Genomic DNA, 18569 nt, shown 5'->3' on the forward strand with positions numbered 1-18569 from the left:
GTATATTTCAATAGATTTATGTTGTCTATCAATGCTGAATGTCCTAGAATGTATATAACATAGATTGGATAATTTTACAACGACACGGAATGAAAAAGGCTGTCGGAATCTAGCATATACGAGACGGAATACGACCATATCTGCCAATAGTTAACAATCAGGGAGAGATGACAATGAAACTTGCCAGTAACAAAAAAGTTTTTATTTTTACAGTAACTACCCTGCTTCTCCTTCTGCTTGTTCTGCCAATCAAAAATCACTTTATGAATGTCGATGCCAGTTCTAATGAATACCAAATTCGTATGCTGGAGGTTACAGAGAGTGGGGTTAGTGAGCTTGCGTCTCTAAAAACGGGAATATCTAACCTTACCATCGACACGATGAGTATGAAGCGCTTTGTGGCGCTGCGGGATGATCTGGACGGGAGATATGATGCAGTATATATCGGGAAGGGGACTTACAATCCTGCACAGGTAAGTAATCAACAACCCGCCTCGGAGGAAAATAGAGCTAAGGCCCTTAATACCAAAAGTATGAAGAATGACATTACTCATCTGAAGGCTGATCAAATTACGAAGGAATTTATCAACAAGGGATTATATGTTTTTTTTCATAGCCAGCCCTTTAAAGACAAAGATGCAAAACCTCAAACTGAGCAAGGTATACTGTACAGCTCTTTTAACAGTTATCGTCTTTCCACCTCCAACCCAAATGTTAAGTTTGTAGATGACAGTGAACTGGCGGATATTTTTGCCGATTTAAAAAAACAAGACTCCAAATACATAAGCGACTTGAAGAAACGCCCTCGTCTACAAATTACGAATAGAATTCCCAACTATGACCCTAATGCAACTAACAGCAAAATCTATGTTCCTGGGGAGAAGCTTTCTTTTAATTTCAATGTCACCACACCCTCTACACAAAATAGTGCTCCACTCTCAGTCAAACTGTACGTTGGTCTTGATAAATCCATCAAAATGGGAGAAGAACAGGTCGTTGCTGAAACTGAGATTAGTACGTCCAGCGGAACTATTGAATACACTCTGCCAAAAACATACTCTGGGTTGCTCTACTGGAAGCTAGAAGTTAATGATTATCACAGTAGACAATTAAAAGACTTCGACAGCGGTGTAATTCGTTACCGTGGCGAGAAAACCATAGTAAATATTCTTCAGATTATGCCTGACACTCTAACGGAAAGCAGCCTCCTAGACACTAGTAATATGAATCCAAATTTTCTCGATACATCTGACTATAAGCTCGATATAAAAATCAAAACGATGACTGAATTTAAAAAATATGTTGATGACAGCTATGCTGCAACACATAGTTACGGATTAAATGGCACCTATGACATGCTCATCTTTGGATTTGTAGACGAATACTACAAAAAATCTAATTTAAACACTAATGCGATTAACGCTATTACACAATTTACTGGTACTTTCAAGCAAAGCGCCTTGTTCACTCACGATACCATCATTAATTTAGATGCAAATAAAAAGAACTGGATCAATAATTTCATGGGGATTACTGGTCAGGTGAATCCTGAGACCAACTTAGGCCATAATGCCATCAATCTTTCCACCAAGGTTAAGCCGGTGAATGACGGGCTTTTGATGGAATATCCTTTTTATCTAAGCAAGAGGGACGACAGCAACCAGCAAATCGATATTTCCACACCACAAATTGCACCAACACATAACCAGTACTTCACACTTAATCTGGAAGATCCCGAAGTAGTATCTTGGTATAACATTCAAAGTGAAGCATCAGGTACGAGGATAAAACCAAATGGAGAATATAATCAATACCAACGTGATACCGAGGATAGCTGGAATCAATATTACACATATTCCAAAGGAAATATTACCTACTCAGGTACAGGTCACTTTTTTGGAGTAAGTGATATTCCAGCCAATCTAAAGAAATTCCCTGTCTGGGAACAACAATTGTTCGTTAATACTATGTATCGTGCTTTTATTGGTGCCAATCATGCTCCAGAGATTACCGTGCATACGCCGGCTAATGATTCATCGATTCCGTCTTATCAAAAAACACTCCTTGTCGACTATACAGTAACTGATCTGGACTTTAACGATCGTGATCTAACAACTGAAGTCCGTTTCAAATCAGGGAACACATACTTTCCTATGAATGAAATAAGCAAGATGGACATCAAGTCCGGTCAAAATATATATAGAACAGTTGACAATCCGCTTCCTAACGGAGGTCTACTCGACATCGAAATTAAAGCTTGGGATCAAAATGGGGCGCTCTCAATTAAAACGCTCAGAGTAAATGTCCTGCCGTCGAACACCAATTTGAGTGTAACACGATCTCTCTCTCAGAATGTTGTGAACGGCAAAATAGAAAAGGGAGAACCGGTCACTCTTAGTTATTCCATCACCCCAAAATCTGTACCGTTTGATAAAGTCGGCACGGTCAACCAGACCTCTAACACACAATTAATATCGGATATTGTATTTACCGAGAATCTCCCACCTAACCTGGAGATTTTAGGAGAATTACCAGCCGGTACGATAGTCACTGGAAATGCAACCAGTGGGTTTAGATTGACACGCAATCTAAATAACATAACCTATTCACTGAAAACGGTGAACGGCGCCCAAATCTATAAACCAGACTCTGAACAGCCTATAACGTTCCAAATCACAGTTAAACCGACCGAGACCCAAACCTATATTTTAAATGATTCCAAACTTAGTTATGTCGATATTCATGCCACATTGCCACCTCTAGGAATCTTAGGTAAATACAACGCATTTATCCTTCATACCACTTCACTTCGTGGAGGCACTATCAAGGGACCACTGGCTTCTGGGGGAACAGTCAACTTCAACAACGCGGGTATTACAGTAAATGAACAATTTAAAGACCAAGTGCCATATGGTATTGTCACGGGCGGAGATGTTTCCCTTCCTGAAGGAACAGTTTACGGAAACCTAATGGTTAAAGGCACCGTTAAAGACCAACGTCCTGGTTCTATCCAAAATGGTACCATCAATTACGGAGAACTTCTCGATTTCAACAAGCAAGAGAGTTATCTCCTTGGACTCTCTGATGCTATTGCCAAGTTGCCTTCCAATGCCACGGCGACTCATGAATACGGAAAACTTACGGTCACAGGTAACTCAGATATCAATATTGTTAATATTTCTAGTTCAGCGTTAAATACGCTTAACAGTTCCGAGCTTAAGGTTCCGCAAGGATCAACGGTAATTGTTAATGTACAACAAGACAGTAACAGTGAACCATTCTTACATTTCCCACTGGGGAGCGACGGTAGCCGTGTGCTATACAACTTCCCTAACGCCAAGCCTTTGCTAATTTCCCAAGCCAACGTATACGGAACCATTCTGGCACCACGATCTACTATAAACTTTGATGGAGGACAGGTGTATGGAACAATCATTGGAGCTTCAATGAATATGAGTAGTGCCACTTTATACCATTTCCCTTTTACCGGTAGCCTACCAGCGGAAATCTATCCGCTACCTGTTCCAATCCCAACAGATCCTTCATCGACTAATTTAGCGCGGACTACGGTTTCGTTTGAGACTTTAACTTTTACAGCCGAATATAAAATTAAAACCCTGCAATTGGATGACAAAGCTATTTATGTAGGAGATAAGATTCGACTAATTCCAATAGTTACGCCTTCTGATTTAAGTAATTCTGCATTCCTCTGGACAACTAGTAATGCTTCAGTTGTACAAATAGACTCCAGCAGTGGCGATATTATCGGGTTGGCCAAAGGAACAGCACAAGTCACTGTTAAGGCTCTTGATGGTAGCGAAGTTACTGGTACTGCATTCATAACTGTAGAAGAACGTAATTCTCGTTCTCTATCAATTAAAGGATATGAAACAGCGAGAATCTATGAATCCATTACGTTAAGTGCCTCGTACGTCCAAGACAGTAAAGAACCTGAGACCAACATAACCTATATCTGGTCCGTTAAAAACATTACCTCTGGGGCAAGCACTGCTGTAATTAATACCAATCCAGAGTATCCCGGTGATGATACCGAAAAGATTTTCAGTGCGACGCAGTCAGGAACTTACCTAGTAAGTCTTACTGTAAATTCAAGTAACCCGGTTCCAATTACCCAAGAGAAAACCATAACAGTTACTAACCCACTAACCTCATTGTCGATTACAGGTCCAACAACGGTATTGATAGGAGGACAAATCGACCTAAGCGCAAGTAGAAATCCTACGGATGCTGATCCAGCAACGCTAAGATGGAGATTCGTGAAATCAACGGATAAAAATATTACGGATGACACTATTACGAATGATCATATTGCTACTCTTACGCCTTCTAGTGATGGCTCAACCGCTAAATTGACGGCTGGTGATACCGCTAAAGAAGGACTGCTGATTGAGGTTTCATTCAAAGATATGACTTCAACACACGAGGTTAACATCGTTGATGCTTTGAAAGGGTTAAGATTTAAAGAACAGTCCATTACTATTGAAGTGGGCCATACTTTCCCGTTAACCAATATTTTATGGGCATTCCCTACCTCCATCTCGATCGAGCAAATCAAAGGTAACTTGAGTTGGGTAAGCGACAATTCTGGAATCGCCAGTGTCGATAATGGAACCAATATTGATAGCAGAGGAATTGTTACAGGTGTCAAAAAGGGATCAACCACCATTACAGTTACTTATACCGGAAGCACAGGCACAACAGCAGAAGCAGATATTACAGTTAAGGTTGTAGCACCTCAGAATGACGATCGTTACTAATCTTTACATTTAAAAATAAGAAACTTCCAACGAAAAAAAGGGTATCCCTAAGCACTCGCTTAAGGATACCCTTTTTCAATTGGTCTCAATGACTCACAAGCTCCAGAGGGCCTACAGTTACATTCACCTGCTGCACACGCGGGAGGCTAGACTGCTGATGAGTAAAAACATCCTGATTATATTGAATCTGAAAACGGTGACCCAAATTATATCGATCCGCATCCTGATTTTCAAAATTAAAGCCGAGAGCCGGATCTAAGGGCTCAGTTACTCCTCCTAGTACTGCGTTTACTGTAAGATTCCCTTTGGCAAAGAAGCCACCATTTAACCAAAAGATTGACCCCACTCCGTACAAATCAGCGTCACTATCCGTGTAAAAAAAAGCTTTCATATAAAATGAATCCTGCTCAACTTTTTTCTTAGGTGGATTAGTAAAAGTATCAATTCGGTTAATGAGCACATCTCCTTGAGATATGAGGACTAACTCCTTACTACTTAAACCTTGGATCACGGCGTCCTCGACTTTCGTTTCTCCTAAAACAAACATAGTAGAGTTGAATTTCACCTGTCCTTTAATAGTAACATTACCTGTAACTAGAATATTAGCTTGAATCTCCAAAAATTTAGTTATATCTGGACTATAGTTATTTACCTCCAGATCACCATTAACAATAAACCATTTGGGCTTATTAGAAGGATTACCTGTTTTGGCTTCATCACTAAACTTTAACTGTTTGTAATCAATTCCATCGATAAGCAGATTACTGTTATAAACAGTAGAATTATTCAAATCCTTATCCAACAAGGAATTCTGATATATGCTCAATTGTTCTAAGTATTGGCTGTACTCTAGTTCGTACTTATCCTTTTCTTCTTTTGTCGGATTATCTTCAAGTACTGGCTCAGTGTAGGGTGGATTCTCATCGGGTAATCTATCCAATGCTGTTGCACTTAAGTAATTACCCAATCTTCCTTCCACAATAGCTTGCTCAAGTTCAGACCTTTTCCCGGTCAACCCTGTCGCTTCCTCCACTTTATCAAGAAACGATTCCAGCACATTAATCTGCACGAACTTTTTTTGCGGTTTGATAAACACCTGCTCTTTATTAACTCCCAGTATGTTAGGAAGAATAATTGAGGCATTGTTTTTATTTACTGCTGCGTTAATAATTCCATTTCCGGAATATTTAATACTTTCAAGTGATTGCACATGCACCTCAGGAAGAGGTTCCGTAGATGCTGGACTGGCAGAGTCTTTTAGTAATTCTACTTTAGGATATTGAGTCTTTTCTTTAAGATCTTTCACTTTCTTATACGTATAAACAGCCGTATCGCTGATGTTTAGTTCTTCACCCGCATATATATTGCCATGGAGACCAGGTGCTCCGTTTAATGTTAATACTTTTTCCGATCCAAAAGCATATTTAAGAAAATCAGGATAGGTATCAATGACAATCTTTTGTCTCAGCTGTCTGATGACGCCATTAACTGTGGCTTGTGCTTCAATATCTACATAATATTTTTGCTTATCCTGCTTCTCATAAGTGATACTTTTGATCGTACCGCCAGCTCCAGATAATCCCGTACTTACGCCATTGTTAACGCCGACAACTTTGGTGGTCACCTCACTAACAATACTTTTAATCTCATCTTCCATATGATCAGGGTCAATATCCGTACGCCCGTCCAACTTCGTCTGTATGTATGCCGCTGCTTCATCGAGCCCCTTTTGAGCCAGATGCAGGCTCTGCACGTCGTTTTCCCTTGTCTCCGTTCGTTGTGCGCCACCCATCGTTGCCCCGAGTACAGCTACTCCGAGTATAGTAAGTAGAAGAGCAACAAACATAACTAATACTAGAGCTGAGCCTCTTTCATTATTCTTCATCCCTCCTGCTCCTCCTAGAATCCGAATTTACTTTTCAACTCCAATGGGTAATCCCTTCCGTCGTAGCTCTGAACTAGCGATAAATCTATAGATATCAAGCCGCTATCACAAGGGATGCTATTCTGACACTCTAAAGTTATAGCAGAACCCTGTTCTAATTTAGATATCGTCTCAGTTCTTGCATCTACTGGTGGATCGACTACATCAGGATTTGCTATTGTAAGAGCACCATTAACAATACGAATCTGAGACTTAGTTCCATCCTGACGTTCTAACGTAATGTAGCTATCAATAATAGTCCCTGCATCATTTTTGAGAATAGTTGGAGTGACCTTCTCAGGAGCAAATGTATACAACTCCGTTATAATCGCCGACATTAACAAATCACCTTCGTCTCGTAATGAGTTTTCAATCGATATTTTATGATAGCTTCGTAAGCCCAGCATTGTTATCCCCGAAATAATTCCCGCTGCAACTGTAAACAACGATAGTGCCACAATTAGCTCCACTAAGGTAAAGCCGCCTTCTCTGCGAAGAAGATTAACGAATTTTCTCATCGGTAATATATCCCTCCACAACAGGTTCACTTTCAGGTCCGCCAGAAGAATTCGCTCTGCTGACTTTGACCAACACAGGTAACAAATATACTGCCATATTTTGTTTCTCCGGATCACTAGATTCCAAGCTTTGGTTATGTAGATCACGCTGATATTTAATATCTATTTGATAGTTCACACCATTTATTGCAGGATTCAAAACCTGGTTTAAGATTTCTGTATCCTGAACAAGCCCCTTGTAATCCTCACATTTCAGAGAATCATCCGTATCCTTTTGGCATTTCGCCGCCTCTATCGCATCATGATTCTGCTTTATAAAAAATTCCTTCATCGCCTCAAAATCCTGCTTCTCCACATAAAACAGCGCGTTTCGCGCCAGATTGACCATAATCGTTTTGTTCTGGTTCGATTTAGAGTAACTCATGGCGTTAGTAAAGTAAGACGTAAGCACCAGTGAAACTATCGATAAAATTACAATAGCTGCCAGCACTTCGATTAACGTAAATCCTTTTTCCTGCTTTAGGCCCGGTTTCATCCTACTTTCCGCCTCTCGCCTATGAAAATACTTTTCGTATTTGCACGTTTTTCCTAAATTTTCTACTTCCATTATATTCTCTCATATCCAGCTACAGCAATCCTCAAAACCCTTATAATTCAGATATTTCTACAATATCTCTCACTTTAGGTCTATGCTATGATTTGGAAAGAGAGGAGATGAATGAAATGGCTTTAATAGAGTGCAAATTTTATTCTGAAGTACTAGGTTTGAATACCTCAATGACTGTAATTTTGCCGCAAAAAACAACTACACAAATCGGGATGAGTAATGTAACAAGAGGTGATCTTCACCCTACTTTGTATTTACTGCATGGCTTGTCTGACGATGATTCGATCTGGCTGCGCCGGACTTCTATAGAAAGGTATGTAGCGGAGATGGGGATAGCTGTGGTAATGCCGAATGTGCACCGCAGTTTCTACACAGATATGGCGATGGGAGGCCGTTATTGGACCTTCATTAGTGAGGAGTTGCCGATGCTGGCGCGCTCATTTTTCCCGCTTTCCGATAAACGCGAGGAGAACTTTGTAGCCGGGTTGTCGATGGGTGGTTATGGAGCAATTAAGCTGGGACTGCGTAAACCCGAGTCTTTTGCAGCGGCAGCGAGTTTGTCTGGAGCACTTGATATGGCGCATAATTTCTTGAACGGGGAAGGTGCTACCACTAAAAGCAAAGAATACGAAATGATCTTCGGAAAAGAAGATACCGCCGGAACGCCGGAAGACCTTCTTTGGCTGCTTGAGGAAGTGAACCGCTCCACGGGACCAAAACCAGCGTTGTATCAATGCTGTGGCACAGAAGATTTCCTATACACCGATAACTTGAGATTCCGCGATGCTTGCCAGGCAACCTCACTTTCTTTAACCTATGAAGAAGGTCCGGGGACACATGAATGGGGATACTGGGATGCCAAAATCCGCGATGTGCTGGCATGGCTACCTTTAAAAAGTAACTAGCTGTACTTAATAGACAACAAAAAGATGCAGCCATAAGCTGCATCTTAATATCTGTTCTACTCAGATTGCCCTCTTCGGAGGGTTCTTTTTAATTATAAGGACGCCGAAGGCAATTATGCTTGTTTGGTGATATTTTTAAATAATCCAGTCTGTTCTGTGATTCCTTTTTCAGCAGCAAATCTTTCAATACTCGATGCACCAAAGAATCCGTCTATGCCTTCTGTCCGTTCAATTACGTACGCCGCATCTTCCGGCTCTGCAATCGGTCCACCGTGACAAATCACCATAATATCTGGATTTACTGCTTTCCCTGCTTTAATAATCGCTTCGATTCTTTCTACACAATCATCCAATGTCAGAGCGGTCTTAGCTCCAATTGTACCTTTGGTAGTCAAGCCCATATGTGCCACCAAAATATCTGCGCCTGCTTCTGCCATGGCTTTTGCTTGCTCAGGATCAAATACATAAGGAGTGGTGAGCATATCCAATTCATGCGCAGCTCTAATCATATCTACTTCTAAACCATATCCCATGCCGGTCTCTTCTAGATTCTGTCTGAACACGCCATCGATCAAACCTACGGTTGGGAAGTTTTGCACGCCGCTAAAACCTTGTTCCTTAAGTTGTTTTAAATAAACTTCCATTACTCTAAAAGGGTCCGTTCCGCATACGCCTGCCAATACAGGGGTGTTTTTAACAACAGGCAATACTTCCGAGCCCATTTCGACTACAATTTGGTTGGCATCCCCATAAGATAATAACCCTGCCAGTGATCCCCGGCCTGCCATTCTGTATCTTCCTGAATTATAAACAATCAGCATATCCGCTCCGCCAGCTTCGCTGCTTTTTGCAGTAATTCCAGTGCCGGCTCCCACGCCTAAAAGAATCTTTCCATTTGAAACTTCTTCTCTAAACTTCGCCATGATTTCAGTTCTTGTATTTTTGTTCATGTGTAACGCCTCCATTTTAAATATTTATTTATCTTATAAAAGCCTTATTTGCTCATGAGATCTATTAGCTTCTGCGCTGCTGCTTCTGCAAACTCCACATCATTAATGGCACAATCCATTTCGATAACCTCGACAACATTTCTGTTTACACCATTTCTTAAGGTATCAAATAACATTTGATCTTCCTCTACCCCATAAAAAGCTTCCCCTGCAACATCAATGCCGGATATCCCTTTAAGCGGCAGCATTAACACCGTTTTCTCTTTGGCCATATTTAATTTCTCGACAAGCTTTTTGCCGATGGCTTCATTTTCTTCTACCGTTGTTCTCATCAGAGTAACTGTTGGATTGTGTTTATAAAACTTATGCCCAGCAAATTTCGCTGGTACCGTATCATAAGGACCAAAGTTGCACATATCAAGCGCGCCTACCGAGACAACCTGTGGAATATGATGTTTACCAGCAGCTTCTAACCGATGAGGTCCAGCATTCAGCACGCCGCCAATAATTTCGTCCGCCCATTCTGTTGTGGTCAGATCCAATACACCTTCAATAAAACCAGCCTCGATTAGCGCTTCCATGGACTGGCCACCTACCCCTGTTGCATGGAATACAAGCACTTCATAGCCTCTAGCCTCAAGATAGTTACGGGCCGCCGTTACACATGGGGTTGTTACCCCAAACATTGTTGTAGCTACTAATGGTTTTTTCTCTATCACTTGTTTATTCTCAAATTTAAGCATACCGGCGATGGCGAAAGCTGCATTGGTAAAAATCTTTGTTGAAATAGAGTTTAGTCCGGCAACATCCACTACGGATGGCATCATGACAATATCACTAGTGCCTACATATGGAGCAGTATTTCCTGAAGCTACAGTCGAAACCATCACTTTAGGTACACCAATAGGTAATGCCCGCATACCCGGGGTTACAAGTGAAGTGCCTCCAGTGCCCCCAAAGGAGATAATTCCATCAAATTTGCCTTGCTTATATAATTCAGGTACTAATTTTTCCATACCTTTGGCTAATAATTCTGTTGCTAGTGCTCTATCTTTTTTGGCAACGAGCTCATCTATACTTACACCCGCGGCTGCTGCTACTTCTCTATTAGAGATATCCGGTGTAAAAGTGGGCTCAAACACACCCGTATGAATCGTAAACGTACCTAACTCCAAGCTTTCCAGTAAATTTTTAATGTAGAGATATTCTTCACCCTTGGTGTCAAAAGTTCCGGCAATAGCAATCGTCTTCATTTCTTCAACCTCCTCTTCAAATATCTACAACAAAAAAAGCATGATCAACTTATGAGTTAATCATACTTCTTTGATTTATGGATGAAAACGCTTTTATGTCTTATGTTTTTGTGTTTATGTTAGATTTATATTGTTTTGGAGAGAACCCTTTATACTTCTTGAACATTTTGCTAAACTGCGCATAATCCTGGTATCCAACTAATGGCGCTAGCTCAGATAACTGGATAGGGTCTCTATGTAATATTTCCGCCGCCTTATCCATCCGAAATTGCACGAGATACGTTTGGAAGCTGCAGCCTACTTTTTTGGTGAACAAACTACTCAAGTAACTTCGGGATACATGTGCCACCTTAGCTAAATCTGCAAACAAGATCTCATTCCTATAATTTTGAGCTACGTATTCTTTTACAAATTCAACATAATCATAGTGCTTTGTGATGCCGTCTAACATTTTGACCATAAAATCATCTTCATCCAGCGTCCCCGACACTTTAAAAGCTTTGGTTATATTCGTAATGGACTTCTCCGAGGGAATTCTTTCAAAAGCAGAGCCTCCGATATATCCCATCAAGTTTTGATTATTGCTGTACATATATTGCACATCAATTGGCGTTTTCACCGGACCACCGTAAACCAGCTTAATTAAATCTGGCTTTAGCTCATTGCATGTATTAAATATCTTATCCGCTTTAACCTTGGCAGCTTCCAGAGAGAATACTTTTTTAGCGCCTAATAACCCGCCTTCTGTTAGACCTAGATGTGCACAAATAATATCCGCTCCAGCTTCGATCATCTGTGCTGCCTGGATTTCGTCAAATACAAAAGCAATGGTAAACAAATCCTTCTCATGGGCTATTCTTATGGCTTCTACTTCAAGTAGATAACCATTCCCCTCTTCTTCGAGCGCTTCTCCAAATTGACCATCTATTAAACCCACCGTGGGGTAATTGTTAATGCCGGCAAAGCCTCTATTCTTTATTTCACTTATATAGGATTCCATATCTTTGGTCGGATCAGTTGCATTGAGGCCAAAAATAATAGGGATATCTCTGACCAACGGTATGATCTCTCTAGATGCAAAGTCCATCACCATATCATTGCTATTACAAAATGGTAAAATACCAGCGAGAGAGCTCCTCCCCATCTGGCGAAATTTACCCGAGTTTAACATCAGAATGAAATCAGCTCCACCCTGCTTCGCATACTTTGCCGTTATACCAGCACCGGTGGCTACTCCAATAATATGATTGCCTACTTTTAATTCCGATCTAAGCTCGTCTAGGATTTGCTCTCTGTTCATACCTACGAACCCTCCTATCTCTAACCTAAGGATAACCGTAAAGAACACTGCTAATCCAGTCATAGTTCATTTAGATAATAAAAAAATCCCGCCTGATACCTATAAAGGTCTGAGGCGAGATTTGATATTGATACGGTTTACAATATAGCGTCTCCGTGTTGTACAACCCATTCATTAGCTTCGTGCAATGCCAGCTCTGCCCGTTCAATTGCAGCCTTCACCTGAACAGTGGCTGTGCCGCCATAAACGTTACGAGCGTTAACTACAGCTTCCGGTTGAAGAACAGCATAGATATTCTCGTCAAACAGCGATGAGAATTGCTTGAACTCTTCCAGCGTCAAATCCAACAAGAATTTGCCTTCGTTGATGCAGTAGAGTACCGTTTTCCCAATTACCTCATGCGCTTGGCGGAAAGGAAGCCCCTTGCCTACCAAGAAGTCGGCAATATCCGTTGCATTCGAGAAATCCGTGTTCACCGCTTCACGCATACGACCTTTGTTCACCTTCATAGTGGAGATCATCGGCGCGAACAATTGCAGTGCACCAGTCAGCGTAGTAACCGTATCGAACATGCCTTCTTTGTCTTCCTGCATATCCTTGTTGTACGCCAGTGGCAATGATTTCAGCACCGTCAGCAAGCCAATCAGGTTGCCGTAAACGCGGCCTGTTTTGCCCCGCACCAGCTCTGGTACGTCAGGGTTCTTCTTCTGCGGCATAATGCTGCTGCCTGTGCAGAAAGCATCATCCAGTTCTACAAAGCTGAACTCTGTGCTGCTCCACAGCACCAGTTCCTCACTGAGTCTGGATAGATGTGTCATGATAAGGGAAGCATTCGCCAAGAACTCCACGATGAAATCGCGGTCGCTGACAGCATCCAGACTGTTCTCATACACACTGTCAAAACCCAGTTGTTCCGCTACAAAATGACGGTCAATCGGGAAGGTCGTTCCAGCAAGCGCTCCTGCTCCGAGTGGCAGCACGTTGATCCGTTTGTAGCTGTCCGTCAGACGTTCTGCATCGCGGCGGAACATCGATACGTAAGCCAGCAAGTGATGAGCAAACAGGATCGGCTGTGCCCGTTGCAAATGCGTATAACCAGGGATGATGGTCTCCACATTGTCTTTTGCTTGTTCGATCAAAGCTTCCTGCAGCTCATGCAGCAAACTAACTAGCTCAACTACACGGCCACGTAAGTAAAGGTGCATGTCCGTCGCCACTTGATCGTTACGGCTACGTCCTGTGTGCAGCTTACCGCCAACTGGACCGATTTCCTCGATCAGATGTTTTTCAATATTCATATGGATGTCTTCATCCGATACTGAGAAAACAACCTCTCCAGCATTGACCTTGTCCAGCACTTTATTCAGGCCTTGTTTGATTGTTTCCACGTCTTCTTGTGGAAGGATTCCGCATTTGCCCAGCATCGTGACATGTGCCAGACTGCCTTGCACATCCTCTTTGGCCAAAGCCTTGTCAAAGCCAATGGAAGCCGTATATTCCTCCACCAGCTTGTTCGTTCCTTTAGTAAACCGTCCGCCCCAAAGCTTGCTCACCTGTTGTTTCCTCCTCTTGGACGCCAGAGGGCCGCTCCTATCCTGACGGGAGGAACGGCCTTCGGGGTTGCCCGTTTAAGTTTATGTTATCGTACTATTTAGAAGCTCCATTTACACCTGTAGAAACCTTAAGGCGCAATGCGTTCAAGTGGATAAAACCAGTAGCATCCCCTTGATCATAAGCTTGTGTAGGATCAGCTTCCATTGTTGCAATCTCAGGATTGTATAAGCTGACTGGGCTCTTCACTCCAGCGCCAATGATATTGCCTTTGTACAGTTTAATTCGAACAGTACCCGTTACATTTTGTTGGCTCTGCGTCACAAGAGCCTGCAGTGCAATACGCTCTGGAGCGAACCAGAAACCGTTATACACCAAAGTGCTGTAACGGGTGATCAGGCTGTCACGCAGGTTCATAACTTCACGGTCCATCGTGATGGACTCCATTTTGCGATGAGCGACAAAGAGGATCGTTCCACCTGGAGTCTCATATACCCCACGGCTCTTCATGCCGACAAAACGGTTCTCAACCATATCTACACGTCCGATGCCGTGTTTACCACCTAGATCATTGAGTTTCTCCATAACTTGAAGGGGTGATAAAGACTCCCCATTCAGGGCTACGCAGTCTCCCTTAACGAATTCGAGCTCCAAATATTCCGCTTCATCCGGAGCATCCTCAGGAGCATTGCTCAGTAGGAACATTCCTTTGTTCTCTGGTGCACTTGGATCAAACCAAGGATCTTCCAGTACGCCGCTCTCATAGCTGATATGCAGCAAGTTACGGTCCATCGAATACGGCTTCGCCGCAGAGGCTTGTACCGGAATATCATTAGCTTCCGCATAAGCGATCATTTCCGCACGACCTGGGAATTGATTGCGGAACTCTTCTAGACGCCAAGGTGCAATCACCTTAATGTTCGGAGCCAATGCAGCTACGCCAAGCTCGAAACGGACTTGGTCGTTCCCTTTTCCTGTCGCGCCGTGCGCGATAGCCGTTGCGCCTTCAGCGATGGCGATATCTACCATGCGCTTGGCGATCAATGGACGAGCAATACTAGTTCCGAGCAAGTATTGGCCTTCATAAAGGGCACCAGATTGGAACATTGGATAGATGAAATCGCTAGCGAACTCATCGCGCAGGTCGTCAATGTATACTTTCGATGCGCCAGTAGCGAGTGCTTTTTCCTCCAAACCGTCGAGCTCTTCCTTTTGGCCGATATCAGCAGTGAAGGCAATGATCTCCGCGTCATAAGTTTCTTTAAGCCATTTTAAAATAACAGATGTATCCAATCCGCCGGAATAGGCGAGTACAATTTTTTCTTTAGCCATGGTGTGGCAACTTCCTTTCGTGTGGGCTATATAAATTAAAATAAACGTGCCTTTGCCAGCACTCTGACGATAAATCGCAATTACACTGAATATTTGGACTTCCGGTCGCTGTTATCATCAGATTTCTTTTATTTCAAACCGCATTGTGCGGATAAAATCTGATGATAAAGGCGAACGCTACGCTCCTACAGTTCCAAAAATTCCGCTCCATTACTCCATCGTCCAAAGTCTAACTTCGCCCAACATTAATTCAATTTATATAGTGATTTATATTTTATATTTTTTAAATTCCTTAACTCATCAACGCAGCCATTAAAGCTTTTTGTGCATGCAGCCGGTTCTCAGCCTGATCAAAGATCACCGAGTTAGGGCCGTCAATCACGCCTGTGCTGACTTCTTCCTCACGGTGGGCTGGCAGGCAGTGCAGGAAGAGATAATCGCTCTTAGCGCCTTTTACAAGCTCCTCATTAACCTGATAGTCCTTGAATGCCGCTTCACGTGCCTTTTGCTCCTCCTCGAAGCCCATACTCGCCCATACGTCTGTATAGATGACGTCAGCGTCTTGTACAGCTTCTTGCGGGCTGCGAGTGACCACAATCTTCGCTCCGGTTTCTTTAGCGATCTCACGAGCTTCTGCGACAACCGCTGCATCTGGCTCATAACCTTCCGGTCCGGCGATAGATACGTCCACGCCCAGCTTAGCTCCGCCAATCATTAAGGAATGCGCCATATTGTTGCCATCGCCGATGTAAGCCAGCTTCAGGCCCTTGAGCTTTCCTTTGTGCTCATAAATCGTTTGATAATCGGCCAGCACTTGGCAAGGATGTGCCAGGTCACTAAGACCGTTGATTACGGGAATAGAAGCATAACGAGCGAGATCTTCAACCTTGTCATGACCGAAGGTACGGATCATAATTCCATCGAGATAACGCGACATTACTTGCGCTGTATCTCCAACAGTTTCTCCGCGTCCAAGCTGGATATCATTTTTGCTCAAGAAAAGGGCATGCCCTCCCAGCTGATACATTCCAACTTCAAACGACACACGCGTACGTGTAGAGGATTTTTCAAAAATAAGACCAATGGTTTTACCCTTCAGCGGCTGAAATTCTTCGCCATTTTTCTGTTTCTTCTTCAGCTCAATCGCCGAATCAATCAGATACGTAATTTCCTCCGGGCTGTAGTCGTTCAGCTCCAGTAAATCACGGCCTTTCAGCTGCTGCGCAATGGTGTGCTTGTTACTCTGTACGCCCTGACTCATGAGCTTACCTCCCCGTTTGCTTGTTTAGCATAAGTATGAATGAGTTCGCATAGGATGTCCACCGCTTGGTCGATCTCCTCTTTGCTTACATATAGATTAGGCAGCAGACGAAGGACATTAGGACCGGCTGTCACGAACAACAGGCCTTTCTTTTGTCCAGCCAGTACAATATCGCCCACTGGGGATTGACATTCAATCCCGATCAACAGCCCTTTACCACGGATATCCTTCACAAAAGAACAGTCCGCCAGCTTCTCTTTCAAAAGACCTGTCAGGTACTTACCCATATCTTCGGCGCGCTGTGGAAGCTCATCTTCCAGCATCGTCTCAATCGTCGCTGCCATAACAGCTGTTGCTAGCGGTGTTCCCCCGAAGGTGGACGCATGGCTGCCCGCTGAGAAGGCTTCACGCAAATACCCTTTGCCAAGCATTAAACCTGCCGGGAACCCGCTAGCTATCCCCTTAGCCAAGGTGAAAATATCCGGTTCAATTCCATAATGCTGATGAGCGAACAGCTTGCCTGTACGTCCCATACCTGTCTGTACCTCATCTACAATCAGAAGCAATCCGTGTTTCTTACACAAGGCCACTACAGCGTTCAAGAACTCAGGTTCTACCTCAAGCACGCCACCCTCTGCAAGTACCATCTCCAGCATGATAGCAGCTGTATGATCTCCGATAGCAGCTTCTAACGCTGGGAGATCATGCAAGGGTACGGTCTTGAAACCTGCTGGAAGCGGCAGGAAGCCTTCTTTTACCTTTTGCTGGCCTGTAGCTGTTAGTGTTGCCAGTGTACGTCCATGGAAGGATTGTTCGAATGTGATAACCTCATAACGGTCGACACCTTTAATCTTCTGATGGTAACGGCGGGCCAGCTTAATAGCAGCCTCATTCGCTTCTGCCCCGCTATTGCAGAAAAATACTTGATCAGCGCAGCTATTCTCTGTCAGAAGGTTGGCAACTTTATCTTGTCCCGGAATATGGAACAGATTCGAGACATGCCAGAGCGTATCAATCTGATCCTTCAGCTTAGCGCCGACTTTTTCAGGAGCATGACCTAGACTGGTCACAGCCAATCCACTGGTGAAATCCAGATACTTATTGCCTTTATCATCCCATACCCAGGTGCCCTTGCCTTTAACTAAGCTGATATCATATCTGGCGTAAGAAGGGAACACTGCACTCAGCTTGCCTGCTGCAACATCCGATGTACCTGATCCTACTGTATCGGTCTGCTGTGCCCCTGCTTGCGAATCCAACTCCGCTTGTGTAAGCTTGCTCATTCTAAGTCACTCTCCCATCGGCTGCTCCTGTGAACAGGCTGCGCCTCTAATTTGTATTCATCTATGATTCTACGAACGAATAATACGTGTACCTATCGCTTCACCTTGCAGTACTCGACTAAGCACCCGTGGTTCTTTTCCATCCACAATGATAACCTCTGATACGCTGCCCTGAATGCAATCGATAGCTGCCCGAACTTTGGGGATCATGCCACCGTAGATTTCCCCACTTTTGATCAAGGCTTCGATTTCCTGTACAGTAACGGAGGGAAGCACAATCTTTTCACCTTCCACTGTACTCAAGATGCCTGGCACATCTGTGACGACGATCATTTTGGGAGACTCCACATAGGAAGCAACTGCCCCTGCTGCCGTATCTGCGTTAATATTGTAGCGCTGACCTGCTGCATCTACTCCGATAGGTGCAATGACAGGAATATAACCCATCCCAACAATACCAGTTACGATCTCAGCCTTAACTTCCGTTACTTCTCCTACCAAACCTACTTCGGCGCTGTTCGCCACTGGTTTAGCAATAATCATATTGCCATCGATGCCCGAAAGCCCCAGAGCTAGACCGCCACTCCCTTGAATTCGCCGGACAATCGCCTTGTTTATACTCCCTGCCAGCGTCATCTCTACAACATCTAGTACTTCCTCGGTGGTTACTCGCAGGCCATTCACAAAGCTGCTTTCAATGCCCAGTTTCGCTAGATTCTCGGAAATGGCTGGCCCTCCACCATGAACAATTACTGGCTGAATGCCCTCCTCCTGCAAATCTCGCAAATCCTCAAAAAAAGAATCAGGTAGAGCCGCAAGCGTACTGCCGCCGCATTTCATTACAAACAATCCACTACCATCTAAAGCATCTATAAGTTCAAGCTCGCTATTTAGCGTCATATAATCG

The 18569-nt window shown here is 43.4% G+C and carries 13 protein-coding genes; 2 read left to right on the plus strand and 11 right to left on the minus strand.

What is annotated here, in order from left to right; all coding sequences use genetic code 11:
* Positions 1-173: 173 nt before the first annotated feature.
* Complete coding sequence (locus MHH46_RS29600) at positions 174-4778, plus strand: DUF5057 domain-containing protein (RefSeq protein WP_076192428.1); 4605 nt, start codon at positions 174-176, stop codon at positions 4776-4778.
* A gap of 85 nt (positions 4779-4863) precedes the next feature.
* Here the strand turns inward: MHH46_RS29600 and MHH46_RS29605 are convergent, their stop codons facing one another.
* Genes MHH46_RS29605 through MHH46_RS29615 form a run of 3 tightly spaced genes read right to left on the minus strand, consistent with a single transcriptional unit; the run spans position 4864 to position 7755 of the window.
* On the minus strand, positions 4864-6663 hold the full coding sequence (locus MHH46_RS29605) for a hypothetical protein (RefSeq protein WP_076140747.1): 1800 nt from the start codon (positions 6661-6663) through the stop codon (positions 4864-4866).
* 14 nt (positions 6664-6677) lie between these two features.
* Positions 6678-7220, minus strand: coding sequence for a type II secretion system protein (locus MHH46_RS29610; RefSeq protein ID WP_038573563.1), 543 nt, complete (start codon positions 7218-7220; stop codon positions 6678-6680).
* The gene (locus tag MHH46_RS29615; RefSeq protein ID WP_076192425.1) at positions 7204-7755 is read right to left on the minus strand and encodes a prepilin-type N-terminal cleavage/methylation domain-containing protein; all 552 of its coding nucleotides are present in this window, start codon (positions 7753-7755) and stop codon (positions 7204-7206) included. The genes MHH46_RS29610 and MHH46_RS29615 overlap by 17 nt, the downstream gene beginning before the upstream one ends.
* Positions 7756-7943: 188 nt before the next feature.
* Between MHH46_RS29615 and MHH46_RS29620 the strand changes: the two genes are divergently transcribed.
* Positions 7944-8732: an alpha/beta hydrolase family protein gene (locus MHH46_RS29620; protein ID WP_076123851.1), complete on the plus strand. Its 789-nt coding sequence runs from the start codon at positions 7944-7946 to the stop codon at positions 8730-8732.
* A 113-nt stretch (positions 8733-8845) separates the two neighbouring features.
* Here MHH46_RS29620 and MHH46_RS29625 read toward each other — a convergent pair whose 3' ends face one another.
* From MHH46_RS29625 to argB, 8 genes are all read right to left on the minus strand, one after another.
* Positions 8846-9682 carry a phosphoenolpyruvate hydrolase family protein gene (locus MHH46_RS29625; protein ID WP_076123853.1) on the minus strand — a complete coding sequence of 279 codons (837 nt, stop codon included), beginning with the start codon at positions 9680-9682 and terminating at the stop codon, positions 8846-8848.
* Positions 9683-9726: 44 nt separating this feature from the next.
* Positions 9727-10935: a Tm-1-like ATP-binding domain-containing protein gene (locus MHH46_RS29630; RefSeq protein ID WP_076179797.1), complete on the minus strand. Its 1209-nt coding sequence runs from the start codon at positions 10933-10935 to the stop codon at positions 9727-9729.
* Positions 10936-11035: 100 nt separating this feature from the next.
* The gene (locus tag MHH46_RS29635) at positions 11036-12235 is read right to left on the minus strand and encodes a phosphoenolpyruvate hydrolase family protein (RefSeq protein WP_076182123.1); all 1200 of its coding nucleotides are present in this window, start codon (positions 12233-12235) and stop codon (positions 11036-11038) included.
* Positions 12236-12372: 137 nt separating this feature from the next.
* Positions 12373-13788, minus strand: a complete 1416-nt coding sequence (gene argH, locus MHH46_RS29640; protein ID WP_076192422.1) for an argininosuccinate lyase — start codon at positions 13786-13788, stop codon at positions 12373-12375.
* Between the two features lie 94 nt (positions 13789-13882).
* Entirely contained in the window at positions 13883-15118 is a 1236-nt protein-coding gene (locus tag MHH46_RS29645) for an argininosuccinate synthase (protein WP_076137265.1), read from the minus strand.
* A gap of 292 nt (positions 15119-15410) precedes the next feature.
* A complete protein-coding gene (gene argF, locus MHH46_RS29650) occupies positions 15411-16379 on the minus strand; it encodes an ornithine carbamoyltransferase (protein ID WP_036678521.1) in 969 nt (322 codons plus the stop codon).
* The gene (locus MHH46_RS29655; protein WP_076192420.1) at positions 16376-17662 is read right to left on the minus strand and encodes an acetylornithine transaminase; all 1287 of its coding nucleotides are present in this window, start codon (positions 17660-17662) and stop codon (positions 16376-16378) included. Before MHH46_RS29655 ends, argF begins: the two co-directional genes overlap by 4 nt.
* Positions 17663-17731: 69 nt before the next feature.
* Positions 17732-18562: an acetylglutamate kinase gene (argB, locus tag MHH46_RS29660; protein WP_076192417.1), complete on the minus strand. Its 831-nt coding sequence runs from the start codon at positions 18560-18562 to the stop codon at positions 17732-17734.
* Positions 18563-18569: the final 7 nt, after the last annotated feature.

It is taken from the genome of Paenibacillus sp. FSL H8-0175 (assembly GCF_045040615.1).
In the GTDB taxonomy this organism is placed as follows: domain Bacteria; phylum Bacillota; class Bacilli; order Paenibacillales; family Paenibacillaceae; genus Paenibacillus_AQ; species Paenibacillus_AQ odorifer.